The organism is Psychromonas sp. B3M02 (assembly GCF_003318165.1).
GTDB lineage: Bacteria > Pseudomonadota > Gammaproteobacteria > Enterobacterales > Psychromonadaceae > Psychromonas.
In genome coordinates this window covers 19,504-41,996 of sequence record NZ_QOCB01000156.1, presented here as the reverse complement: position 1 = coordinate 41,996, position 22,493 = coordinate 19,504, and the positions used below count along the sequence as shown (strand labels likewise).

The following is a 22,493-nucleotide window of genomic DNA, read 5'->3' as shown; positions in this document are numbered from 1 at the left end:
ACTTACTTTTCGATTACTTTTTTGCCTTTGTAGAAGCCGTCAGCAGTAACGTGATGACGACGGTGAGTTTCACCAGAAGTGCTGTCAACAGTTAAAGTAGGTGCACTTAGTGCATCATGTGAACGACGCATACCGCGTTTTGAAGGAGTCTTACGACTTTTTTGTACTGCCATTTTAAAAATTCCTGCTTGTTACTTGAGCTTTAGCTGAGCTAGAGCATCAAATGGGTTAGGACGTTCTTGTTCTTCTTCAATTTCGCCAAAGCTACTTTCGTAGTCACTGTAATGACAATCCTCAATTGCATGCATTGCAATCTGCGGAAGTGTTAATAACAGTTCGTCTTCAACTATTTGATGAAGATTTACCTCCCCATTTTCATCGTAATAAATGGGTTCATAAACGTCTGGTAAATTATTTTCCTGCTCTTCATTCAGAACAGGACAATACGTAAATTCAGCTTCACATTGATAAATCATAGGCTCATTGCACCGTTGACAAGTGAGTTCTACTGCGACGCTTGCTTTCCCATGAAATATTCTCAGCCTTTGCTGATCCACTTCAAAAGAAAAATGAACGTCGATATCAGAGTGAATACTGTTTGTTGATTCTCTTAATCTGCTTAATAAAGACTTTTCTAGGCTAGCATCTAGCACTAATCTATTATTAGCAGCGCGAACAGAATCAACGCTAATCGGTAGTTTAACCTTTTGCATGGTCGCGAATAATATAGATAGAGTTCAATATAGTCAAAGAAAAACCGCTATTTTTATTAAGTTTTTACTCAACTATCGCTTTATTCTTTCACAGTCCTTAAAATAAACTTATTTTTATACTTAACTAGGATTCAATATGCCACAAAAGCTAGTATTAGCATCAACTTCGCCGTTTCGCAAACAACTATTAGAAAAGCTACATGTAGAGTTTTCCACAGCTAACCCACAGGTTAACGAAGATGAATTGCCAGGTGAAACCGCTATTCAATTAGTAGAAAGACTGGCAATTGCTAAAGCACAAGCTGTCACAGCTGACTTTAGCGATGCATTAATCATTGGCTCTGACCAAGTCTGCCTAAATAATGGCAAGATTTTAGGTAAACCAGGCAATTTTGACAATGCCTTTAAACAATTAAAAGCAGCCAGTGGTCAACATGTTACCTTCTATACAGGTTTAGCCTTAGTGAACAGTGCAACGGGAGAAGTACAGTCTTTAGTTGAAGCTTATGATGTTTACTTCCGTGAACTATCGGATCAAATGATTACCAACTACCTAAACAAAGAAGAGCCTTATAATTGCGCAGGTAGTTTTAAAAGCGAAGGTTTTGGCATTAGCTTATTTAGTCGTTTTGAAGGTAAAGACCCAAATAGTTTAATTGGCCTACCACTTATTTCTCTTATTGAAATGTTGGATAAAGAAGGATTTTCAGTTCTTTAATCACAGCTATAGAAACGAAAATAGGGAAGTAAGATCACTTCCCTATTTATGTTTTAGTTGGTTTAATCCATTAACATAGAATCAACCTCATTATCCTGTTTCACTTCCACTTTGCCATTCATGAAAAGAGTCACCTGATTTTATTATGGATTTAACCACATACATGTTTTTATCTGCTTTATGAATCAAACTATCCGGTGAACAAAATTCACTTGGACCAGTCTGCGCATAACCAATACTCATGGACAGCTTATTCAAATTAGTATGTGCCTGCTCAGCTAACCTGACACCAAAGGTTTGTCGTACTTGCTCATGTACACAGTTCGGGAAAACAATACAAAATTCATCACCACCGTAACGAAAAGCGTGGTCTTCAACCCTGGTTAAATCTTTAATTGCCTGAGCAACCGCCAATAAAATTTCATTGCCCTTTTGATGCCCTTGTTTATCATTAATCTGTTTAAAGTCATTAATATCAATATACACTAAGGTAACTGGGTACGAGTGTCGTTGGGCAATTTTTAATGTATCGGCTAAGGTATCATTCAGCGCTTTTACATTAAGCAACCCAGTTAATGGATCTTTCCTAGCTTGCTCTTTTAAATAATTAAACACATATTCTCTTTTAGACTCGTAGACATATACCATTGACCAGATAGCCGCGAGTGTAAAACCTGCATTGCCCATTACAATCCAATGCATTTCATGGTTGTTAACCCAGACCATTTTTCCTAACACAAACAGCCCACCACTAACACTAACCAAGGTGATCATGGAACCCGCTTTAATGCCTAATAAAAGATAAGATAAAATAGGGAAAATAAATAACCAGGAAAATAGTCCAGCTTTAAAGGTAGTGATCATAATGCCGTAGATCACCAGAAAGTAAAACGTACACAAATAGATAAATGACCATCGTTGCAAGTATTGCGTACGTTTGGCAATTAAAAAAATCGCACACCAAAAAGCCCCAACAATCGCTTCAATCACAGCAAAAAGTTGAAAACCTGCAATCCAATTATTCACGGCAAAAAAGCTTACTGCAAAAATAGTAACTGCTAATAAAACGCGCAATGTAGTGCGACGATATCCATATTCTTCATTATCAACCATTAACTTTCCATTTTTAAGATTGTTTTATTCTTTAACTATTCAATGATTATTGTTTAGTTTGAGAATTTTTCCTGTTGTTCCCACTTTTAATATTGGAAAAACAATGTCAAAACACTTCACTTTGATAAGCGACTTACTTTATTTCCGTATAAAGTAAGCCTTAGCATTCTAAAACATGTGGTTAATTAGTAATAGTCATTTATCCAGTAGCGATAAGTTGCTCATGTAATTTAGATACCTGATCACGTAATTGCGCAGCTTTTTCAAACTCTAAATCCTTGGCAAAAGCAAACATCTGTTTTTCTAATTTCGCTATCTCTTTCAAGATGTCTTGTTCTGAACGAACCATACTATCTGCAGCATAAAGCGCATCTGTTTCAGCCACTTTATTCAACGGAGTGATAGTTGATTTTGGTTGAGGATTTTGCCCTAGTTGCATCACATCTGTTACCGACTTCGATAAACCTTTTGGTGAGATACCATTGTCTTTATTAAAGTTATCCTGGAGTTCTCTTCTATCTTCAGTGGTTTTAATCGCTTTTTTCATTGAATCAGTGATGCGATCTGCATATAAAATGGCTTTACCTTCCAGGTTACGTGCTGCGCGTCCCATGGTTTGGATCAATGAACGCTCAGAACGTAAAAAACCTTCTTTGTCCGCATCAAGTATCGCCACTAAAGAGACTTCGGGAATATCTAACCCTTCTCGTAGTAAGTTAATACCGATCAACACATCGAACACACCTAAACGTAAGTCACGAATAATCTCTACACGTTCCACCGTATCCACATCAGAATGTAAATAACGTACTTTAATGCCGTGCTCATTAAGGTATTCCGTTAAATCTTCTGCCATACGTTTGGTCAATGTAGTGACTAATACTCTCTCACTTTTAGGGATACGAATATTGATCTCTGATAACAGATCATCAACCTGAGAACTCACTGGTCGCACTTCGATAATCGGGTCTAATAACCCAGTAGGCCGTATCACCTGTCTGATAATATCTCCCTGTGATTTATCTATTTCATAATCGCTAGGGGTTGCCGACACATAAATAGTTTGTGGAGCCAGCTTTTCAAATTCTTCGAATTTAAGAGGACGGTTGTCTAAGGCAGAGGGTAATCGGAACCCATAATTGACCAAGTTTTCTTTACGTGAACGGTCACCTTTATACATAGCGCCAATTTGCGGCACGGTAACATGGCTTTCATCGAGTATTAACAAACCATCGTTAGGTAAGTAATCAAATAAGGTTGGTGGCGCTTCACCCTGCCCTCTACTGGACAGGTAACGAGAATAGTTTTCGATGCCTGAGCAATACCCTAGTTCATTCATCATCTCTAGGTCGTATAGAGTACGTTGTGAAATACGTTGTTCTTCTATTAATTTATTTTCTGCTAGAAACTCTTTTTTACGCTCCTGTAACTCTTCCTTAATCCCTTCAATGGCATTAAGGATCTGCTCTCTTGGTGTTACATAGTGCGTTTTAGGAAAAATGGTGGTGCGCGATAGCTTTTCTAATTGTTGCCCGGTTAAAGGGTCAAACACACTGATACTTTCCACTTCATCATCAAATAGTTCAATACGTATTGCTTGCTTTTCAGAGTCAGCAGGGAAAATATCGACCACTTCACCTCTGACTCTAAAGGTACCACGGCTTAATTCTGTTTCATTTCGAGTGTATTGAATATCCACTAAGCGCTGTAAGATATCTCGGCTTGAGATGATTTCGCCAACACTGATGTGTAGCATCATTTGTAAATAGGATTGCGGGTCTCCCAAACCATAAATGGCGGACACAGACGCAACTAACACTACATCTTTACGTTCTAATAAGGCTTTAGTAGCCGATAAACGCATCTGCTCAATATGTGCATTAACCGCCGCATCTTTCTCTATAAAAGAGTCAGAGCTTGGGACGTAGGCTTCAGGTTGGTAATAGTCATAATAGGAAACAAAATATTCCACAGCATTATGTGGAAAAAAGGCTTTCATTTCTCCGTATAATTGAGCCGCTAAGGTTTTATTCGGCGCAAGAATCAAAGTTGGCTTATTTAACTGAGCGATAGTATTAGCTAATGTGAATGTTTTACCCGAGCCTGTTACCCCTAATAAAGTTTGATAAGCTAACCCTGACTCTATCCCTTCAACTAGTTGCTCTATTGCCTGTGGTTGGTCCCCTGCTGGAGCAAATGGACACACTAATTCAAATGACTTACTCATAAACCCTCATTACAACCTATTACTTATCCTTTAATCTTATCATTAGTCATTAATAAGCGAGTGATCCTTTGTTAATAAAAATCAATAAATTTACTTCTTAAAAACAAAAACAGCTAAAAACACAAGATATGTTAAATTTTTTACTCGAAACTTGTATTTCAATTAACAAAATTACGACAAAATAGCTCACTTCACCACAATAGAATTATCGAAAGTTATTTACTAGCCAACAAATACCGCATTAAAAGCGGGTCGTTTGGCAAAATAGGCTGTACAGTAAACAAACAATATAAATTCCTTAAACAGAATTTTTGTCAATAAAAATAAATAAAAATATTTTTAAATAATACACACATAGCTATTGACACAAGAATAAAAAAGAGAGCCCCCTAGGTGAATAACTTAAGCGATGAAAAAACCACTTGACGATTGTAACCAATTGATAATAAACAGTTATTTTTTGCGGTTAAAAATAACCCTATTTAACCTAAAGCAAGGTGTAGCAAGGGCTTCAGACACTTCTCATTGATCTTCCCACAGAGTTATCCACAGAAAAAGTGGATAACCGTCTCTAGCCTAGAGTTAATCAGTGTTACAGAAAGATTAAGGTTATATGACGAAGATCTCACAATAAAAAAAATAGGCTAACCAGGTCAAATTTTATGCAAAATGTTTTTAATAAAGCTAATGCCTATTTGACATCACAAAGCCTTAAATCCCTGCTCATAAGAGGTAAAACTAAGCTAATCGATTAAACATAAGCGAAATAAAATCATCACAGCTCAAAATTACACCTAGCAATGGAATCAGTAATAATAAATTCGCTTATTTCGTTAACAGGTTTGCTATGATGTTGTTTTACTCACCCAGCCAGGAACTAAAAATGTTGAAAACAAGTTTCAAAGGACTTTTACTCAGTGCCAGCATACTCACTTTGTTAGGCTGTACCGCGACCCCGAGTTATACGAACATCACCCCACAACTACAACTTGAAAGTAATAGACAAGCATTTACTAACCAACAACCTTGGAAAATTGACAGTCAAGACTTGCGCATCGCTCGATATGTAATTGAAATATCCAGCGGAGACGGAGTTGCCACCTTAATCAATGAGCAACAATCTTTACGTCTATTAGTTGAAAAAAGCTTAACTCAAGCTTGGACGGATAATAACTTAAAGCTAGATAACAATAGTGATTACCAGGTCGATATTAAGTTAGTGAAAGCTTTAGCTAAGGTGAGTGAATCGACGCTAAGTTACGATGCATCATCACAAATGATTGTAGATGTGGCACTGAGTCATCAGGGTAAACATTTTCACAAAATTTTCCGCTCTACTAAACAATGGGATGGGGCTTTTGCTAATCAAGTAAACAATATAACTGAGCAACTTAATAAGCAATTATCGCTACTATTAAAACAGATCGTCGAAGATCAAGAGTTAAATAGTCAGCTGCAGCAATTTTAATCGCCACTTTTAATCTAACCAAGGAACTTAAATGAAAATTTTTAGTGCATTACTCTTATTAATCCTAAGCCATAGCGCATTCGCAGCTAACCCAACGATATTAATTGATACTAATAAAGGACAAATAACCCTAGAGTTATACCCTGAACAAGCACCGACTACAGTTGCTAATTTTTTGAAGTATATCGAAAGAGATCAATTTAAAGATACCGTATTTCACCGAGTCATTAACGGTTTTATGATCCAAGGTGGTGGTTTTTTAAGTTCAGGTCAACGTGCAGATATCCTTTCACCAATTACTAATGAATCAACTAATGGTTTAAGTAATGAAAGAGGTACGATTGCCATGGCACGTACTAATTCACCTCACTCCGCTTCTCGTCAATTTTTCATTAACCAGAAAGACAATAGTTTTTTAGATGCTAAAGGTAGCCAGTGGGGTTATGCCGTATTTGGTAAGGTTACTCAGGGTTTAGATGTGGTGGATAGCATTGCTAAGGTAGCCACTAACTCACAGGATAAGCCGTTGCAAGCAGTCATCATCAACAGTATTGAACTACAAAAGTAATCAACACCAATGATTAATCAAAAAATGCGACTTAATGGTCGCATTTTTTATTTTAAGTACTTTAAATTAAGTGACTACTTATGTTTTGGTAAAGTAACATTCACTTCCAATACAGATAACTCATCTTCTTCTTTGTCACTGAATTCACATTTCACATCATCTGTTGAAATATCCATGTATTTACGGATAACAGCAACTAGCTCTTTTTGTAATTCAGGCATGTAAGATGGTACATCAAAACTAGAGTGCTCATGAGCAACAATAATCTGCAAGCGATCTTTTGCTAATTTAGCCGTACCTTTTTTTGGTTTGTCCTTAATAAAGTATTGTAATAATCCCATTTTATCCCCCAAATATACGACTTAAAAAGCCTTTCTTTTCGACTGTTACAAAACGTAAGTCGCGCTTTTCTCCTAGTAACCTATCCACTGCGTCTTGGTATGCTTTACCCGCATCGCAATCTTGATTTAGAATCACTGGTTCACCTAAGTTAGATGCGCTTAATACATCCTGAGACTCAGGAATAACACCGAGTAAATCAATGCCTAATAAGTCATCGATATCTTCAATACTTAACATCTCTTCACGCTCTACACGCTCAGGTGCATAACGCGTGATCAGTAGATGTACCTTAACCGGTTCCATCTGCTTTTCTGAACGGTAAGATTTACTTGATAACATGCCAGTAATACGATCAGAATCTCGCACAGAAGAAACTTCTGGATTAGTTGTAACAACAGCTTCATCGGCAAAATACAATGCCATCATCGCACCTTGTTCAATACCCGCTGGTGAATCACAAATAATATAATCGAACCCATCTGCTTTTAATGCTTCGATAACTTCAGCCACACCTTCTTTGCTTAACGCATCTTTATTACGCGTTTGAGAGGCCGGTAAAATGTATAAGGTTTCAACACGCTTATCTTTTACTAATGCTTGCTGTAAGTTAGCTTCGCCATTAATCACATTAATCAAATCGTAAACAACACGTCGTTCACAGCCCATGATTAAATCTAGGTTTCGTAAACCAATATCGAAGTCAATAATAACCGTTTTAGCGCCTGTTTTCGCTAATCCTGTACCAATAGCGGCACTACTTGTTGTTTTACCAACACCGCCTTTACCAGATGTGACAACAATTACCTTTGCCATATAACTTTCCTTTGAATTTTAAATTTTATTTAAACTTGAAAAGACCAAATTTTGATCCTTTAAAGAAACAGAGCAAGAGGTAGACCACATATCCTCTGGTAATGTTTCACTTAATTTATAAACACCCGCAATTGATACTAATTCAGGCTCTAATACAGTACAAAAGATAGCTGCACTCGTGTTGCCCATAGCACCTGCTAATGCCTTACCTCTTAATGTTCCATATACATGAATGTTACCATCAGCAATAACTTCTGCGCCGGCGCCCACATCGCCGTTAATGACTAAATCACACTCTTTTGCATATATTTGCTGGCCAGAGCGAACTCGACCAACGTGCACTTTTGTTTTTACTTCGCAGACAACATATTCAGGGTCGCCAGACGCAGTGTCAGTGCTTGTTTTAATCTCTTCTTTTGGTTGATCAGATTGTTCAACATTTTTATCTGATGCTGGTGCTTTCACCATTTGTCTTTTTGAACCATGCAATACAGCAATTGATTCTGCTATTGCTTGCTCTTTTTGTTGTTCTGACAGCGTTCCAGTTATACCAGCTAAAATGAAACCATGCTCTGCAACTGTACGCTTTAATTGAGAAAAATCGATATTTAATGAAGATTCTTCTATACTTACCACCATCGGAGTATTAGCAAAAAACTCGGGAGCCATTAGTCGTTTTTTATTTAACTCTTCAGCTAATGCTGAAAGTGATTCACTCTCGAGATTGACGACCAACAAGGTAAAATTCAACGATTTTAACGTCATAATTGTCCTTTCTAATTAAATCTTTCTGTTTTGACATAAAATTCAGTCAATTTCTATAAAAAATAAATGCTTATGCATGTTATAGTTTGCGCCAACATTAGGCAAGTAAAGGGCTCGATTAGTATTATGTTATGTGCTGTATATAAAAGTATCCGTAAACCGCAAACCTATCTTTTTGTTGCAAAACGAGATGACTTTTCTCGCGTTCCGACGCCTTTGCTAGAACAATTTGGTCCACCGAAATTAGTCTCGGTATTAAATATTACCGACTCCACTAAAATGGCGATGGCTGACGCATCAAAAGTGATCTCTGAAGTGACACAAGCAGGTTTTTATTTACAGCTTCCACCGCCACCGGTAGATTACTTAAAAGAACATAAAAAACGTAAACAACAGCAATTGGAATCTGATTCATGAAAGTAAAAAATGTATTACTTAACCACCTCCATCGCTCAATAAAAAGTATCTCGGCGATCACTTTATGTTGTTTTTCTATGACAGGCTATGCAGCCACTGAGCGTGACATTTCATTTACCCAGTATGTTGACACCTTAAAACAAGAAGCGACTGAGTTAGGTATCGACCCAACTACCGTTGAAAATGCTTTTCAAAAAGCAGAATTTTTGCAGCGCAGTGTCTCCTCGGATAAGCAGCAACCAGAATTCAAAATGACCTTAGATACTTACATTCCGCGAGCGGTACCGGAGTGGAAAGTAAAACAGGCCCGTGAAGCTTATAAAAAGCATTACAAACTATTGCATAAGATTGGTGATGAATACGGCGTTCAACCTAGTTTTATTGTTGCGCTTTGGGGCATTGAAACTAATTTTGGACGTTTAACTGGACGCCATTACGTGATCTCTTCATTAGCAACCATGGCTTATGAAGGTCGTCGTGAAGCTTTATTTAAGAAGCAACTCTTTGCTGCGTTAACTATTTTAGAGCAAGGCCATATTAGCCAAGACAAATTTATTGGTTCATGGGCGGGAGCAATGGGGCAAGTGCAATTTATGCCAACCTCATATTTAAACTATGCAGTTGATTATGATGGTGATGGCAAAAAAGATATCTGGAATACCCCCGCAGATGTGTTTGCCTCTGCCGCTAATTACCTAAAAACAGAAGGATGGGATAGCCGTCATATTTGGGGACGTCAAGTGACTATCCCTGACGATTTTGATACTAACCTAGCGGGCATTAAACAACAGAAATCGTTAGCAGAATGGCAAGCATTAGGTGTGCGCCGTTATGAAGGCCAAGATCTGCCTAATGTTGATTTGCAAGCTTCGATTGTTATCCCAGATGATAAAAATGGCCGAGTGTACCTCGCTTACAATAACTATAAAGTACTGATGCATTGGAATCGTTCTTATTACTTTGCAACCGCGGTAACCTATCTTTCAGAACGTATTATGTCACCGCAAATTGTCGTTGAGTAAGGAAAAGTAAATGGACAAATTTTGGGAAACCAAGACACTGGCACAAATGTCACAATCGGAGTGGGAATCACTATGTGATGGTTGTGGTAAATGTTGTCTTAATAAGATAATTGATGATGAGACAGAGGACTTACATTTTACCAATGTAGCTTGTCATCTTTTACACACCAAAACATGCCGCTGTAAAAAATATGAGAAACGTTTAAAAATTGTGCCTGAATGCGTGAAAGTATCCTTAGACGATATTGAACAATTTCATTGGCTACCAGCCAGTTGTGCTTATAAATTATTAATCGAAGATAAATCTTTACCAGAATGGCATCCACTATTAACAGGCAGTCAATCTGCAATGCATAAAGGTGGCCATTCAGTACGTGGCAAAATAGTCTCAGAAACACAGGTTCACCCCGACAACCTAGAAGATCATATTGCGATTTGGCCAGCAGAGTAATCGAATACAAGACAGAGGATGATATGACAGATATTACTTTTTACCACAATCCACGTTGCTCTAAAAGCCGTGAAACATTAGCGTTAGTAGATAATGAACAACACCAAGTAGAGATAATTAAATACTTAACAACACCACCTTCAGTGGAGACGATTGCACAGCTAATTAAGCAGTTAGGATTTGATTCAGCACGTCAATTAATGCGTACTAAAGAAACCTTATATAAAGAGTTAAACTTAGCATCCGAGCAAGATGAAGCAGCACTAATTGCAGCGATGCAGGCTAACCCAAAATTAATTGAGCGCCCAATTGTAGTTGCTAATGGCAAAGCAGCCATTGGTCGTCCACCTGAATCAGTCTTAACTATTTTATAATCAACTATTAGATAAAAAATACCGATGATAGAAGCTAATATCATCGGTATTTAATTGTTCAGTTAACGGCGAGCGCCTTTCTATACCCCCTCTATAAACGTAACACCTCTTTGACAAAAGGGATGGTTAGCTTACGCTTGGCTTCTAAAGAAGCATTATCTAATTGGTCTAATGTATTTAATAGCATACACATTTCACGTGATAAACGATTCAATAAAAAGCGCCCCACATCAATGGGTAATCGCATCCCTTTTAATTGAGCACGTAGCTGCAGCGCCCCTAATTTCTCTTCATCATTTAATGGCTGCAAATGGTGACAAGCACCCCACTCTAACCGTGACACTAAGTCCACTAATTCAATACCAATCTGCTTAGGTAAATCACTGGCAGAGATCACTAAGTTAGCACCAGGTGCACGATTATCTTTGTTATCTAACCAACGATTATAAAAATCAAACAGTGCTTTTTCCCACAGTTTATTACCCGCAATGGCATCAACGTTATCTATGCACACTAGGGTAATATTTTCCATATTTTCAAAAATATCTAGGGTCATACTACGATGATGGTGAAGAGGGATGTAAGCAACAGTTTCGCCTATTTCATCTACTTCTGAACACAAGGCATGTAATAGGTGTGAGCGACCACTTCCCGATTCACCCCACATATATAAGATAGGTTCCCCTATCCCAACTACATTATTTTTAAGTAAGGTTAATAGTTCTGCATTTTGGCCTGGATAAAAACTTGCAAAGGTTTCATCATCAGGAAACTTTAACGCCAATAAAGGGTATTGAAATCTTAATTCATCTTGAGGCATTAAATACTCTACTGTCGCCAAATATAATAAAAAGGAGCACTGGTCATTAAATCTCGTTGTAATTTAGGTTGTGCATTCAACGCATTTTCCAAACTCGTAACACTGCCCCTTAATGTCACTAATAGTTCTGCTTTTGTATCACTTAAACTGACTATTTCAAAGCTCTCAACAGCATTTAAGTTATTTAGTATATTACTTAAAGCCATTAATTCAGCGAGAGAGTCTACATTGTTAATATTAACCGCTTGTGTAGAACGTGCACCGTTATTTTCTAAAATGGCAAACTGCCGTGCATAATAGTCAGCAATATCTCCCATCATTTCCCCGGTTACATCGGATTTTTCACCCTTACTGGTTTGTTTGATCACGACTTGGCTTTGTTTGTTCTGCGCATTATATTTAACGAGTTCCCACTTCAATTGCCACTGGCCACCTGCGCGGTTTAAATTAGCTAATACAAAGTATTCCGCATCATATCGAGTAGACGCCTCTGCCACGGTTTGATAAAAGCGTCCGCTTACATCAGATACAGACACCGCTAAAGAATCGTCAAGGTCAATCAAAGGAAAACTGGCTGTAATACCACGATCAAGTTGAGCTTGTTCTAAGCCAATGGTTAACGAGTTATCTTGATGACTATTAACCATATTATCGGAAGTCAGTTGTCTATTTTCATTCACTAACCAAATTAGAGGGTTAGGACGAGTTTCTCCCCAGATAGGCTGTTGCATTGAGATCAAAGCTTGATTAATGCGTTGTTTATCGAATAAAGCCGAGTAGTAACGCTCACCTTCAATATTTTGATAACCAAACTGTGAGAGGATTGAAGGAATGTCTTTTGCTAGTAATTTAGTGCCATCTAGATCAGTCACACTTTTATTACCGGATACTTTGACTAAGACTTGTTGTAAAGCCTGTTCTCGTAATTGATCCTCACTGTTGCCTTCAGCAACAACTAAGCCTTGATAAGCACTGATTTGTGGTAACGCAATACTGTGTGCTGAAAACAACACACTCACCACTAACAAAAAAGTAATCAACACATTATTTTTCATTTACTTATACAACCATACAATTTTTAATATAAAGAGATCATAAGCAGATCTTCTACTAATGCAAGTATCATGCATTAAATATATAAACGTTTGACTATTTAACCTGCTTTTTAATGAGTTACGAGATTAAATCAAAAAAGTTTAGATAAAACGGACAATTCTTTTCAGAAATAATTCGACCCCTGTCATATAGATGTTAAAATACGCGCAATTTTTTACCTTCTAAACTTTTAAAGCGATATTCGCTTTTAACTTCTATCTGTGGGGAAACCAAGTGAGCAACCAAAAAACCTCTTTAAGCTACAAAGACGCTGGTGTTGATATTGACGCGGGAACAGCATTAGTTGAACGTATTAAAGGTGTAGCTAAAAGCACTAAACGTCCAGAAGTAATGGGTGGACTAGGTGGTTTTGGCGCATTATGTCAACTACCAACGGGTTACAAAGAGCCGCTATTAGTTGCTGGTACTGATGGTGTTGGTACTAAGTTACGTCTAGCTATCGACCTTAAAAAACACGATACAGTAGGTATCGATTTGGTTGCTATGTGTGTAAACGACTTAATCGTACAAGGTGCTGAACCACTATTCTTCTTAGACTACTACGCAACAGGTAAGCTAGATGTTGATGTTGCTGCTGACGTAGTAACGGGTATCGGTGAAGGTTGTCTATTATCTAACTGTTCATTAATCGGTGGTGAAACTGCTGAAATGCCAGGCATGTACGAAGGTGATGATTACGATATCGCTGGTTTCTGTGTTGGTGTTGTTGAGAAATCTGAAGTAATTGACGGTACTAAAGTAGCCGCTGGTGATGCATTAATCGCTGTTGCTTCAAGTGGCCCACACTCAAATGGTTACTCTTTAGTACGTAAGATTTTAGAAGTATCTCAAGCTGATACAAATGCACCATTTGGTGATTCAACGTTAGGTGAAACATTATTAACACCAACAAAAATCTACGTTAAATCAACATTAGAATTAATCAAGAACTGCCCTGTTCATGCTATTTCTCATATTACTGGCGGTGGTTTCTGGGAAAATATTCCTCGTGTATTACCAGCAGGTAGCAAAGCGGTTGTTGATGGAAAAAGCTGGGAATGGCCTGCTATTTTCGATTGGTTACAAGAAAATGGTAATGTTGAAACAGAAGAGATGTACCGTACCTTTAACTGTGGTGTTGGCTTAATGATTGTTGTACCTGCAGCAGAAAAAGAGAAAGCTGTTGAGATCTTAAATGCACAGGGTGAAAACGCTTGGGTATTAGGTCACATCGAAGATGCTGCTGAAGGTGAATCTCAAGTAGAGATTAAATAATCAGATGAGCATTAAAAAAGTCGTTGTACTTATCTCTGGTAGTGGCAGTAATTTACAAGCACTAATGGATAAATTACACCAACAACAGATAAATGAACAACAAGTTGAAGTGGTTGCTGTGATCAGCAATAAAGCAGATGCCTACGGTTTACAACGTGCAACTGATGCTAATATTCCTGCTATTTTAGTAGAGAGTAAAGGCATTGCTTCACGTGAAGAGTATGATGCTTTATTAGCCGCTGAACTTGATAAATTGCAACCTGATCTTATTTTGTTAGCTGGGTTTATGCGCATTTTAACACCGGACTTTGTTAATAAGTACCAAGGTAAAATGCTTAACATTCACCCATCTTTATTACCAAAATACCCGGGTGTAAATACACATCAGCGTGCAATAGATGCAGGTGATAAAGAGCATGGCGCCACAGTACATTTTGTGACACCAGAGTTAGACAGTGGACCAACTATACTGCAAGCTAAAGTGCCTATCTTCGCTGAAGATGCCGCACAAGACTTGGCGGAACGTGTGTTAACACAGGAACACCAAATCTACGCACTAGCTGCATCTTGGTTTATTAATGAGCGTTTAACCATGCAAGGGCAACATGCCTTTTTAGATGGTAAACAACTCACTGAGTTTGGTTACGCTGCTGATTAACCTGCACATCTATTTTGCATAATAAAAAACCGAAGCTTGCTTCGGTTTTTTCATCTACTCATTTAAAAGCAATTACAAAATTAACCACTGGTACAGCACAGGCATAATCAAGGCCGATAAAATGGCGCACAGTATCAAAGCGATCGATGAAAATGCGCCAGATTCTTCATTCTCTTCTAACACTTTTGCCGTGCCTAACGCATGTGATGCACAGCCGATGGCGACACCTACTGCTTGTGGGTCTTTCACTTTAGTTAAGCGTAAAAAAGGCAAACCAATACTAGCCCCAATGATGCCAGCAAAAATAACCATGGCAGCGGTTAGCGATACAATTCCTTGTAAATTTTTACTTATCTCCATGGCAATTGGCGTGGTCACGGATTGCCCAGCAAAAGAAGCGGCAGTCAGCGCATCGGCACCGAGCAAAGGCATCACATAAAAAGCACAAAAGAAGGCAACAAATACCGATAGTAAACAGCTTAATAAAATATATTTAAGGCGTGCTTTAATCACCTTTAACTGTAAATACAATGGTACAGCTAAGGCAACAATCGCAGGCTCTAATAAAGCAGTGATCACTCCCGTGCCCTGTTGATAATCTTGATAAGGGATAGCGAATAACAACAAGATTGCAATTAAGCTGAAGATAGTTACTAATACTGGATTAAATAATGGATTAGGCGCCATGCTGTATAATTTTTTAGCTAAGAAAAAAAACAGCAATGTCAGTGGCGTGGCAATATAAATAAACATTATTGCTTCTCCTTAATCAGCCATTGATAACAATGCCCAACCATAAATAAGGTCAGTAAGGTGGTGAAAAACAATGAAAAGACAATCACTAACCAATGGGATGCAATCAACTCAAAATAGTTAATTAACCCCACACCTACTGGAATAAACAGAAGTGCTAAATACTTTAACACCAAGTTACCCGTAAACTCTATCCAACTAAGCTTGATAACCCCTAGGGATAAAGCAACAAACAGCATTAACATACCTAAAATAGAAGAAGGAAATGTGCTTTCAAAATAACTCACAATCAACTTAGCAATGGCTAGAAACAAAAAAATAATCAATAAACCAGAAACCAGCTGCAAACTGTTTTTAACGAACAATGCGAACTTCTGTCTAGGTGTAATAGGCATCTCAAGCTTAGTTTGATGCGATGACGATTGAGGCTGTGGCTCTTGTGGTGGTAAAGACTCTTTCATGATATCAATTCAACTAGATTAAATGAGCTGTTACTATATCAAGTTACATCCTCAGTGTTCAAAACAATTATCAATAAGTATCTAATATGACTATACAATTACAAAATTTCATCACCGAAAGCCGCAATCAAGCGAGTACTGATATTGATATTGTGTCTACAGAAGCCATGTTAAACATCATCAATAACGAAGATAAAAAAGTCGCACTCGCCGTTGAAGCTATCTTGCCTAAGATTGCACAAGCAGTTGATCTTATTCATAACGCTTTTAGCAAGAGTGGACGTTTAATCTATTGTGGTGCAGGTACCTCTGGGCGTCTCGGTATATTAGATGCCAGTGAATGCCCCCCCACTTTTGGCAGTCCAGCAGAACAAGTTATTGGTTTAATTGCTGGTGGACAACAAGCTATTTTAAAAGCAGTTGAGAATGCGGAAGATAATCAACAAGCAGGCCAACAAGACTTAATGGATATTCAGTTAACAGCCCAGGATATATTGGTCGGTATCGCTGCAAGCGGACGAACGCCCTACGTGATTGGTGCCATGCGGTATGCACAACAACTCGGTTGTAAAGTGATCAGTTTAACCTGTAATGACAACAGCAAAATGGCTGACATTGCAGATCTTCCACTAGCAGTCATAGTGGGTCCAGAAGTAGTCACTGGCTCATCAAGGTTAAAAGCCGGCACCGCCCAGAAAATGGTGCTAAATATGTTAAGTACTGGCGCTATGATCAAAAGTGGTAAAGTCTTTGGTAACCTAATGGTAGATGTACAAGCAACCAATGCCAAGCTTATCGAACGACAAAAAAAGATCATTATGGAAGCCACGGACTGTAGCAGGGAAACCGCTGAATTAGCCTTGCAAGAATCAGGTCATCACTGTAAAACAGCGATTGTTATGGTCTTAACTGGGGTTGATGCACAACAAGCTAAAAACAGCTTACAACAGCACCAAGGTTTTATTCGTCAATGTATTTAGTCTGATCGGTATAATAATTTAACAATGCATAAAAAAATGCCGCTCACACAGTGAACGGCATTAGTAAAAGTTAATCACTAAAAGTTAGCTAAAGATTACTCTTCGTAAAGGTTGTCGTAAACGTAGTTTGTCGCTTCGATGTAACCAGGGACACTACCACAGTCAAAACGTTTACCTTTAAATTTGTAGGCTAATACACAACCACGTTTAGCTTGCTCTAATAACGCATCGGTAATTTGGATTTCGCCACCTTTACCTGGTTTAGTGTCTTTAATAATATCAAAGATATCAGGTGTTAAGATATAACGACCAATAACCGCTAGGTTACTAGGCTCAGTACCTGGAGCTGGTTTTTCAACCATATCATCAACACGATAAATATCATCACGGATCATTGACCCTTTAATAACACCGTATTTATAAATCTCTTCTTTTGGTACTTCTTGTACAGCAACAATTGAACAACGGAACTGCTCGTATAAGGCAGCCATCTGTTTCAGTACACCATCACCATCAGGGTTAATACATAAATCATCCGCTAAAACAACAGCAAAAGGTTGGTCGCCAATCAGCTCTTGACCGATTAAGATAGCGTGACCTAAGCCTTTCATTTGACGTTGGCGGATAAAAGAGAAACGCGCATTATCCATAATCTTACGGATATCTTTTAACTTCTCTTCTTTTGGTGTGCCGCTAATTTCATTTTCTAACTCGTAATTATGATCAAAATGATCGGCAATTGAATGCTTACCGCGACCAACTACGATCCCCATACCTGTCATGCCTGCTTCAAGTGCCTCATCAACACCAAATTCGATTAACGGTTTGTTAACCAATGGCATCATCTCTTTTGGCATAGATTTAGTCGCAGGCAGAAAACGCGTTCCGTATCCAGCAGCTGGAAATAAACATTTTTTAATCATAATCCCTCACCTAGTTAATACATTTATTTGACATAGATCTACTTTATCATTGTTTTAAAAATAAAACACCTAATCATAATCTATTGTTTTTTAACTTCTTGTTCGAGTTACACGGCGTCTTTCGCCAGCTTTACGATGTTGATTATGTTTTTTAACTGCACGACGAATTCGAGCCTGTGGGTTAGATACTTTGTTAGTATCAACACGCACTTTGGTTTCTGTCTCACGTGGCATATCAACCATTTTACGTAAATAGTTAACTTCTTTAAGCGTCAGTTCTTGCCAACCGCCCTGTGGTAATTGATTATTTAAAATAATGTTACCGTAACGAACACGCATCAAACGGCTCACTTGAAGGCCTTGGCTTTCCCATAAACGACGTACTTCACGCGTACGACCTTCCGTTAATACTACGTGGAACCAACGGTTAATACCTTCACCACCGTGCTCTTTAATATCTAAGAACTTAGCTTCGCCATCTTCAAGTTGTACGCCGGTACGTAAACGATTCAAAATAGCTTCCGTCACATCACCAAATACACGTACTGCGTATTCACGTTCAACCTGTTGGCTTGGGTGCATCATTTTATTAGCGAATTCACCGTCAGTTGTAAATAACAACAGACCAGAGGTATTAATATCTAAACGACCAATAGAGATCCAACGAGCACCTTTTAACTGAGGTAAACGATCAAATACCGTTTTACGGCCTTCTTCATCGCTACGTGTACACACTTCACCTTCTGGTTTGTTGTACGCTAAAATACGACAAACAACACTTTCTGCCGCTTGGTATTTAACAACGTGTCCGTCTACACGGATCACTTGCTCCTGTGTAACACGCTCGCCTAACTCAACAATTTTACCGTCTAGGCTTACACGCCCTTCAGATATGACTGTTTCCATTTTACGACGAGAACCTAATCCCGCACGTGCTAATACTTTTTGTAATTTTTCGCTCATGTTACTTTCCTTTGGGTAATTCACATTATGCCAACTGTCTTTCTCTATTTAGCAAAACTGAATAGAGAGACAAGATTGTTTCTGTTTTGTTTAAATTAATTGTTACTGGAACGGACTTAAATCGCCCGTGCCTTCTCTTACTATCACCACATCATCTTCAGATAAATCAATCACAGTGGTTGGTGATTCACCTAAATAACCACCGTTAATGATCAAATCAACTTGATGCTCTAATTGATCACGAATATCTTCTGGGTCAAACTCAGTACTTGTGTTGCCTGGTAGAATCAAACTCGTGGTCATTAGTGGTGTTTCTAACTCTTCTAACAAAGATAACGCGATTACGTTATCTGGAATACGTATACCAATAGTACGTTTACTTGGGTTCATTAAACGTTTTGGTAAATCTTTAGTGGATTTAAAAATAAAGGTATACGCACCTGGTGTATTGTTTTTCAGCATGCGATACGCACTATTATCAACACGGGCATACACTGCAATTTCAGCTAAATCTTTACACACTAAAGTGAAGTTATGCTTTTTATCTATTTTTCTGATTTGGCACATGCGCTCTAACGCGCGTTTATCATCAAGTGCACAACCTAATGCATAACCGGAATCGGTTGGAAAAATGATCACACCACCTTTGTTAACTATTTCAGCCGCTTGCTTCATTAGTCGTTTTTGTGGGTTTTCTGGGTGCACATAAAAAAACTGACTCATATTGTTCTATAGCCTTTTATCAATATCATTATAAGTATAACTAGCGCGATTAAGCGCTAATCTCTGCACTATGATTAAGATCCCAATTATGCCAAATTGGCTGACAAATTTCAGGTAAAAATAGACTTTTTCCTAAATCACGCCAACGACCAACAAAGTGGAAATCACTGCCTTGAGAGGCTAATAAGTCATACTCTTGACTCCACATGCCTAATTGTAAACGCATTTGTGGCGATTGTTGTCCAATGGCCACTTCCATGGCATCACCACCAGCGGCTTTAAAAGCAACAAATAATTTTCTTAACCATTTATTGGATAATCGGTAAGCATCTGGATGTGCTAATACCGCTTGTCCACCAGCAGCATGAATCGCCGCTATCGCATCTGCTAAATCGACCCAATCGTGAGGCACATAACCTGTATTACCACGACTTAAGTATTTATCGAATACTTTAGGAAAAGTCGGTGCAACGCCAATATCAACAAGATAACGTGCAAAATGCGCTCGAGTAATTGCGCCATCGCCAGCTAACGCTTTTGCGCCTTCATAAACGTTGTCGATATTTGCTTTGGCTAAACGTCGTCCCATTTCAATGGCACGCTGCTCACGCTTCTCTTTTTGTACTTCAATCAATGCCAATAACGCGGGATGTGTTGGGTCAATATTTAACCCCACCACATGAATCTCATGATTAAGCCAATTACTGGTGACTTCGATACCATTAATCAATTGTAATTTTAACTGATGATCTTGAATATATTGTGACGCTTCAGCTAACCCATCAATGGTGTCATGATCGGTAATGGCTAAAAAATGAACTTGTCTGTTTTCAGCACGTTGCACTAATTCGCTAGGGGTAAGTTGTCCATCTGAAGCTTTAGTATGCGAGTGAAGATCAATTAACATGAATATCCTAAAAATAACCTTGACATTAGAAGCAGAATGCAAAAAAATAACTCCTAATTAATACGGGACGCATAATATATGATTTTTAATACAATTACTCTTAAAGATTCTTGGTGGCACTCATTCTCATAAGCGAGCAATGAGGTTTTTGTATATTTAATTTCCCAGAAAAACCTATTTAGAAGCTCGCATATTGCGGGCTTTTTTCATATTTGGAACACACAAAAGTAAAACAGGTAAATCATGATCATTTTAAACAGCGCCCTTAATTGGCGATGGCAAATAAAAATCAGCTAAACACTCTATTTGCAATCACTAATTTTTAAGGACTTAAATATGAACACGCACCACCCAATCGGCACATTAAAAACGATCGAAGCACCTTGTCACTACATCCAAGATTCATTGGGACTCTTTCAAAAAATCAGCGCAAACAGTCATCATCATCTACTTTTTGATTCTGCAGAGATTGAAAGTAAAGCACACTTAAAAAGCTTAATTTTAGTTGATGCTTGTTTGAAGATTACTTGCCAAGGTTTAACGGTTACCTTGGATGCGTTAACTGATAATGGTAAAGATCTACTTACTTTCATCACTCCCAAGTTTTCCACGCAACTAATCACAGCACAACGCCCAAGCCAGTTACAACTTACCTTTCCACAATCAGATACTAGCGGCGATGAAGATCAACGTTTAAAATCAGCATCTCCAATGGACGCTATTCGTTGTATCGTAGAGCGAATTAAAAAGGTCTCAACTCATCCAGAAGCGTTATTCTTAGGCGGTGTATTTGCCTATGACTTCATCGCAACCTTTGAACAATTATTAGCAGTGCCTGATGGAGAGAACACTACACCTGATTACTTGTTCTATGTGGCAGAGACATTAATGTTACATGATCATCAAACTCAACAAGGTGAAGTGCTAGGCAGTGTATTTGGTGGTTTATATTCAGATGAAAGTGAAGCGCGCATTGCACAGCGTATCGAACAATTACAAGGCTTCTGTACAGACTTTATTGCACCTGTAAATCAACAAGTCAGTATTGATGCGACTGTTAAAGTCGATATCAGTGATGAAGAGTACTGTGATATTGTTGAAGAGTTAAAAACCAATATTGTTAAAGGTGATATCTTCCAAGTGGTTCCTTCTCGTAGTTTTTCATTACCGTGTCCTGACCCAATTTCAGCTTATCAAAAACTAAAAGAAACTAACCCAAGTCCCTATATGTTCTACTTAAAAGACAGTGACTTTGTATTATTTGGTGCATCCCCGGAAAGTGCCATCAAATACACACAAAGCTCAGGTGATGTAGAGATTTACCCAATTGCAGGCACACGTCGTCGTGGTTTCAATGCAGATGGATCTATTAATAAAGATTTAGATGGTCGTTTAGAGTTAGAGCTGCGTCTTGATAAAAAAGAAACATCTGAGCATTTGATGCTAGTTGATTTAGCTCGTAATGACGTGGCACGTATTAGCCAGCCAGGTACTCGCCATGTTGCTGACTTATTACAAGTTGACCGTTACAGTCATGTAATGCACTTAGTATCACGAGTGGTGGGTAAATTACGCGAAGATTTAGACGCATTACACGCATACCAAGCTTGTATGAATATGGGCACTTTAGTTGGCGCACCAAAGATCAGTGCATCAAATCTAGTACGCAAAGTAGAGAAAAAACGACGTGGTAGTTACGGCGGTGCTGTTGGTTATATTAACGGTAATGGCGACATGGATAGCTGTATTGTTATCCGATCTGCATTTGTTAAAGATGGCGTAGCTCATGCTCAAGCTGGCGCAGGTGTGGTTTATGACTCAGTACCACAATTAGAAGCCGATGAAACGCGCAGTAAAGCTGCAGCAGTACTTAATGCAGTGGCACTTGCCCATGGCACCACACTTAAAGCAGTGACAGCCAATGCCACTAAGCAAGGAGAATAA

At 38.3% G+C, this 22,493-nt stretch carries 26 protein-coding genes; 11 read left to right on the top strand and 15 right to left on the bottom strand.

Annotated elements, in window-relative coordinates; all coding sequences use genetic code 11:
• Positions 1 to 2: 2 nt before the first annotated feature.
• Positions 3 to 173, bottom strand: coding sequence for a 50S ribosomal protein L32 (gene rpmF / locus DS885_RS17330; RefSeq protein WP_025562454.1), 171 nt, complete (start codon positions 171 to 173; stop codon positions 3 to 5).
• Between the two features lie 18 nt (positions 174 to 191).
• Positions 192 to 713, bottom strand: a complete 522-nt coding sequence (yceD, locus tag DS885_RS17325) for a 23S rRNA accumulation protein YceD (protein ID WP_113820648.1) — start codon at positions 711 to 713, stop codon at positions 192 to 194.
• 136 nt (positions 714 to 849) lie between these two features.
• On the opposite strand from yceD, the gene DS885_RS17320 reads away from it, so the two are divergent.
• A complete protein-coding gene (locus DS885_RS17320; RefSeq protein ID WP_113820647.1) occupies positions 850 to 1,431 on the top strand; it encodes a Maf family protein in 582 nt (193 codons plus the stop codon).
• Between the two features lie 90 nt (positions 1,432 to 1,521).
• Here the strand turns inward: DS885_RS17320 and DS885_RS17315 are convergent, their stop codons facing one another.
• Positions 1,522 to 2,544: a GGDEF domain-containing protein gene (locus DS885_RS17315; protein ID WP_113820646.1), complete on the bottom strand. Its 1,023-nt coding sequence runs from the start codon at positions 2,542 to 2,544 to the stop codon at positions 1,522 to 1,524.
• Between the two features lie 199 nt (positions 2,545 to 2,743).
• Positions 2,744 to 4,771 carry an excinuclease ABC subunit UvrB gene (gene uvrB, locus DS885_RS17310; protein ID WP_113820645.1) on the bottom strand — a complete coding sequence of 676 codons (2,028 nt, stop codon included), beginning with the start codon at positions 4,769 to 4,771 and terminating at the stop codon, positions 2,744 to 2,746.
• A gap of 883 nt (positions 4,772 to 5,654) precedes the next feature.
• Here uvrB and DS885_RS17305 point away from each other — a divergent pair.
• Both DS885_RS17305 and DS885_RS17300 read left to right on the top strand, forming a co-directional pair.
• Positions 5,655 to 6,239: a YajG family lipoprotein gene (locus tag DS885_RS17305; protein WP_181817793.1), complete on the top strand. Its 585-nt coding sequence runs from the start codon at positions 5,655 to 5,657 to the stop codon at positions 6,237 to 6,239.
• 31 nt (positions 6,240 to 6,270) lie between these two features.
• Positions 6,271 to 6,807, top strand: a complete 537-nt coding sequence (locus DS885_RS17300) for a peptidylprolyl isomerase (RefSeq protein ID WP_113820643.1) — start codon at positions 6,271 to 6,273, stop codon at positions 6,805 to 6,807.
• Between the two features lie 74 nt (positions 6,808 to 6,881).
• Here the strand turns inward: DS885_RS17300 and minE are convergent, their stop codons facing one another.
• Genes minE through minC form a run of 3 tightly spaced genes read right to left on the bottom strand, consistent with a single transcriptional unit; the run spans position 6,882 to position 8,727 of the window.
• Positions 6,882 to 7,148: a cell division topological specificity factor MinE gene (gene minE / locus DS885_RS17295; RefSeq protein ID WP_113820642.1), complete on the bottom strand. Its 267-nt coding sequence runs from the start codon at positions 7,146 to 7,148 to the stop codon at positions 6,882 to 6,884.
• 1 nt (position 7,149) lies between these two features.
• Positions 7,150 to 7,962, bottom strand: a complete 813-nt coding sequence (gene minD, locus DS885_RS17290; protein ID WP_113820641.1) for a septum site-determining protein MinD — start codon at positions 7,960 to 7,962, stop codon at positions 7,150 to 7,152.
• Between the two features lie 18 nt (positions 7,963 to 7,980).
• Positions 7,981 to 8,727, bottom strand: a complete 747-nt coding sequence (gene minC, locus DS885_RS17285; protein WP_113820640.1) for a septum site-determining protein MinC — start codon at positions 8,725 to 8,727, stop codon at positions 7,981 to 7,983.
• A 126-nt stretch (positions 8,728 to 8,853) separates the two neighbouring features.
• Here minC and DS885_RS17280 point away from each other — a divergent pair, with 126 nt between their 5' ends.
• The 4 genes from DS885_RS17280 (at position 8,854) to arsC (ending at position 10,991) form a co-directional block, all read left to right on the top strand.
• Positions 8,854 to 9,144 (top strand): YcgL domain-containing protein, encoded by a 291-nt coding sequence (locus DS885_RS17280; RefSeq protein ID WP_113820639.1) that lies wholly within the window; start codon positions 8,854 to 8,856, stop codon positions 9,142 to 9,144.
• A 77-nt stretch (positions 9,145 to 9,221) separates the two neighbouring features.
• Positions 9,222 to 10,166: a lytic murein transglycosylase gene (locus DS885_RS17275; RefSeq protein ID WP_113820669.1), complete on the top strand. Its 945-nt coding sequence runs from the start codon at positions 9,222 to 9,224 to the stop codon at positions 10,164 to 10,166.
• A 10-nt stretch (positions 10,167 to 10,176) separates the two neighbouring features.
• Positions 10,177 to 10,617, top strand: a complete 441-nt coding sequence (locus tag DS885_RS17270; protein WP_113820638.1) for a YcgN family cysteine cluster protein — start codon at positions 10,177 to 10,179, stop codon at positions 10,615 to 10,617.
• Between the two features lie 23 nt (positions 10,618 to 10,640).
• The gene (gene arsC / locus DS885_RS17265; protein ID WP_113820637.1) at positions 10,641 to 10,991 is read left to right on the top strand and encodes an arsenate reductase (glutaredoxin); all 351 of its coding nucleotides are present in this window, start codon (positions 10,641 to 10,643) and stop codon (positions 10,989 to 10,991) included.
• A 91-nt stretch (positions 10,992 to 11,082) separates the two neighbouring features.
• Here arsC and hda read toward each other — a convergent pair whose 3' ends face one another.
• Together hda and DS885_RS17255 are read right to left on the bottom strand one after the other, a co-directional pair.
• On the bottom strand, positions 11,083 to 11,811 hold the full coding sequence (hda, locus tag DS885_RS17260; protein WP_113820636.1) for a DnaA inactivator Hda: 729 nt from the start codon (positions 11,809 to 11,811) through the stop codon (positions 11,083 to 11,085).
• 8 nt (positions 11,812 to 11,819) lie between these two features.
• Complete coding sequence (locus DS885_RS17255; RefSeq protein WP_113820635.1) at positions 11,820 to 12,866, bottom strand: DUF2066 domain-containing protein; 1,047 nt, start codon at positions 12,864 to 12,866, stop codon at positions 11,820 to 11,822.
• Positions 12,867 to 13,140: 274 nt separating this feature from the next.
• Here DS885_RS17255 and purM point away from each other — a divergent pair, with 274 nt between their 5' ends.
• The gene (gene purM, locus DS885_RS17250) at positions 13,141 to 14,181 is read left to right on the top strand and encodes a phosphoribosylformylglycinamidine cyclo-ligase (protein WP_113820634.1); all 1,041 of its coding nucleotides are present in this window, start codon (positions 13,141 to 13,143) and stop codon (positions 14,179 to 14,181) included.
• Positions 14,182 to 14,185: 4 nt separating this feature from the next.
• Positions 14,186 to 14,839, top strand: a complete 654-nt coding sequence (gene purN / locus DS885_RS17245; protein WP_220149730.1) for a phosphoribosylglycinamide formyltransferase — start codon at positions 14,186 to 14,188, stop codon at positions 14,837 to 14,839.
• A gap of 72 nt (positions 14,840 to 14,911) precedes the next feature.
• Here purN and DS885_RS17240 read toward each other — a convergent pair whose 3' ends face one another.
• Both DS885_RS17240 and DS885_RS17235 read right to left on the bottom strand, forming a co-directional pair.
• On the bottom strand, positions 14,912 to 15,592 hold the full coding sequence (locus DS885_RS17240) for an LrgB family protein (protein ID WP_113820633.1): 681 nt from the start codon (positions 15,590 to 15,592) through the stop codon (positions 14,912 to 14,914).
• Positions 15,592 to 16,053: a CidA/LrgA family protein gene (locus DS885_RS17235; protein ID WP_113820632.1), complete on the bottom strand. Its 462-nt coding sequence runs from the start codon at positions 16,051 to 16,053 to the stop codon at positions 15,592 to 15,594. The genes DS885_RS17240 and DS885_RS17235 overlap by 1 nt, the downstream gene beginning before the upstream one ends.
• Positions 16,054 to 16,139: 86 nt before the next feature.
• Here DS885_RS17235 and murQ point away from each other — a divergent pair, with 86 nt between their 5' ends.
• The gene (gene murQ, locus DS885_RS17230) at positions 16,140 to 17,033 is read left to right on the top strand and encodes an N-acetylmuramic acid 6-phosphate etherase (protein ID WP_113820631.1); all 894 of its coding nucleotides are present in this window, start codon (positions 16,140 to 16,142) and stop codon (positions 17,031 to 17,033) included.
• A gap of 95 nt (positions 17,034 to 17,128) precedes the next feature.
• Here the strand turns inward: murQ and galU are convergent, their stop codons facing one another.
• The 4 genes from galU to rnm form a co-directional block, all read right to left on the bottom strand.
• Positions 17,129 to 17,956, bottom strand: coding sequence for a UTP--glucose-1-phosphate uridylyltransferase GalU (gene galU / locus DS885_RS17225; protein WP_113820630.1), 828 nt, complete (start codon positions 17,954 to 17,956; stop codon positions 17,129 to 17,131).
• A 90-nt stretch (positions 17,957 to 18,046) separates the two neighbouring features.
• Positions 18,047 to 18,919 carry a 23S rRNA pseudouridine(2605) synthase RluB gene (gene rluB / locus DS885_RS17220; protein WP_113820629.1) on the bottom strand — a complete coding sequence of 291 codons (873 nt, stop codon included), beginning with the start codon at positions 18,917 to 18,919 and terminating at the stop codon, positions 18,047 to 18,049.
• Between the two features lie 102 nt (positions 18,920 to 19,021).
• A complete protein-coding gene (locus DS885_RS17215) occupies positions 19,022 to 19,642 on the bottom strand; it encodes an L-threonylcarbamoyladenylate synthase (RefSeq protein ID WP_113820628.1) in 621 nt (206 codons plus the stop codon).
• A gap of 49 nt (positions 19,643 to 19,691) precedes the next feature.
• Positions 19,692 to 20,549: an RNase RNM gene (rnm, locus tag DS885_RS17210; protein ID WP_113820627.1), complete on the bottom strand. Its 858-nt coding sequence runs from the start codon at positions 20,547 to 20,549 to the stop codon at positions 19,692 to 19,694.
• 336 nt (positions 20,550 to 20,885) lie between these two features.
• Between rnm and DS885_RS17205 the strand changes: the two genes are divergently transcribed.
• Positions 20,886 to 22,493 (top strand): anthranilate synthase component 1, encoded by a 1,608-nt coding sequence (locus DS885_RS17205; protein ID WP_113820626.1) that lies wholly within the window; start codon positions 20,886 to 20,888, stop codon positions 22,491 to 22,493.

Excerpts from the sequence above, each read along its gene's own strand:
- DS885_RS17315 (WP_113820646.1), bottom strand. The coding sequence starts at position 2,544 with ATGGTTGATAATGAAGAATATGGATATCGTCGCACTACATTGCGCGTT.
- DS885_RS17235 (WP_113820632.1), bottom strand. The coding sequence starts at position 16,053 with ATGAAAGAGTCTTTACCACCACAAGAGCCACAGCCTCAATCGTCATCG.
- yceD (WP_113820648.1), bottom strand. The coding sequence starts at position 713 with ATGCAAAAGGTTAAACTACCGATTAGCGTTGATTCTGTTCGCGCTGCT.
- minE (WP_113820642.1), bottom strand. The coding sequence starts at position 7,148 with ATGGGATTATTACAATACTTTATTAAGGACAAACCAAAAAAAGGTACG.
- DS885_RS17215 (WP_113820628.1), bottom strand. The coding sequence starts at position 19,642 with ATGAGTCAGTTTTTTTATGTGCACCCAGAAAACCCACAAAAACGACTA.
- uvrB (WP_113820645.1), bottom strand. The coding sequence starts at position 4,771 with ATGAGTAAGTCATTTGAATTAGTGTGTCCATTTGCTCCAGCAGGGGAC.
- galU (WP_113820630.1), bottom strand. The coding sequence starts at position 17,956 with ATGATTAAAAAATGTTTATTTCCAGCTGCTGGATACGGAACGCGTTTT.
- minD (WP_113820641.1), bottom strand. The coding sequence starts at position 7,962 with ATGGCAAAGGTAATTGTTGTCACATCTGGTAAAGGCGGTGTTGGTAAA.
- rpmF (WP_025562454.1), bottom strand. The coding sequence starts at position 173 with ATGGCAGTACAAAAAAGTCGTAAGACTCCTTCAAAACGCGGTATGCGT.
- minC (WP_113820640.1), bottom strand. The coding sequence starts at position 8,727 with ATGACGTTAAAATCGTTGAATTTTACCTTGTTGGTCGTCAATCTCGAG.
- murQ (WP_113820631.1), top strand. The coding sequence starts at position 16,140 with ATGACTATACAATTACAAAATTTCATCACCGAAAGCCGCAATCAAGCG.
- arsC (WP_113820637.1), top strand. The coding sequence starts at position 10,641 with ATGACAGATATTACTTTTTACCACAATCCACGTTGCTCTAAAAGCCGT.
- DS885_RS17320 (WP_113820647.1), top strand. The coding sequence starts at position 850 with ATGCCACAAAAGCTAGTATTAGCATCAACTTCGCCGTTTCGCAAACAA.
- DS885_RS17205 (WP_113820626.1), top strand. The coding sequence starts at position 20,886 with ATGAACACGCACCACCCAATCGGCACATTAAAAACGATCGAAGCACCT.
- DS885_RS17240 (WP_113820633.1), bottom strand. The coding sequence starts at position 15,592 with ATGTTTATTTATATTGCCACGCCACTGACATTGCTGTTTTTTTTCTTA.
- rluB (WP_113820629.1), bottom strand. The coding sequence starts at position 18,919 with ATGAGCGAAAAATTACAAAAAGTATTAGCACGTGCGGGATTAGGTTCT.
- DS885_RS17280 (WP_113820639.1), top strand. The coding sequence starts at position 8,854 with ATGTTATGTGCTGTATATAAAAGTATCCGTAAACCGCAAACCTATCTT.
- hda (WP_113820636.1), bottom strand. The coding sequence starts at position 11,811 with ATGCCTCAAGATGAATTAAGATTTCAATACCCTTTATTGGCGTTAAAG.
- DS885_RS17270 (WP_113820638.1), top strand. The coding sequence starts at position 10,177 with ATGGACAAATTTTGGGAAACCAAGACACTGGCACAAATGTCACAATCG.
- rnm (WP_113820627.1), bottom strand. The coding sequence starts at position 20,549 with ATGTTAATTGATCTTCACTCGCATACTAAAGCTTCAGATGGACAACTT.
- purN (WP_220149730.1), top strand. The coding sequence starts at position 14,186 with ATGAGCATTAAAAAAGTCGTTGTACTTATCTCTGGTAGTGGCAGTAAT.
- DS885_RS17305 (WP_181817793.1), top strand. The coding sequence starts at position 5,655 with ATGTTGAAAACAAGTTTCAAAGGACTTTTACTCAGTGCCAGCATACTC.
- DS885_RS17255 (WP_113820635.1), bottom strand. The coding sequence starts at position 12,866 with ATGAAAAATAATGTGTTGATTACTTTTTTGTTAGTGGTGAGTGTGTTG.
- DS885_RS17300 (WP_113820643.1), top strand. The coding sequence starts at position 6,271 with ATGAAAATTTTTAGTGCATTACTCTTATTAATCCTAAGCCATAGCGCA.
- DS885_RS17275 (WP_113820669.1), top strand. The coding sequence starts at position 9,222 with ATGACAGGCTATGCAGCCACTGAGCGTGACATTTCATTTACCCAGTAT.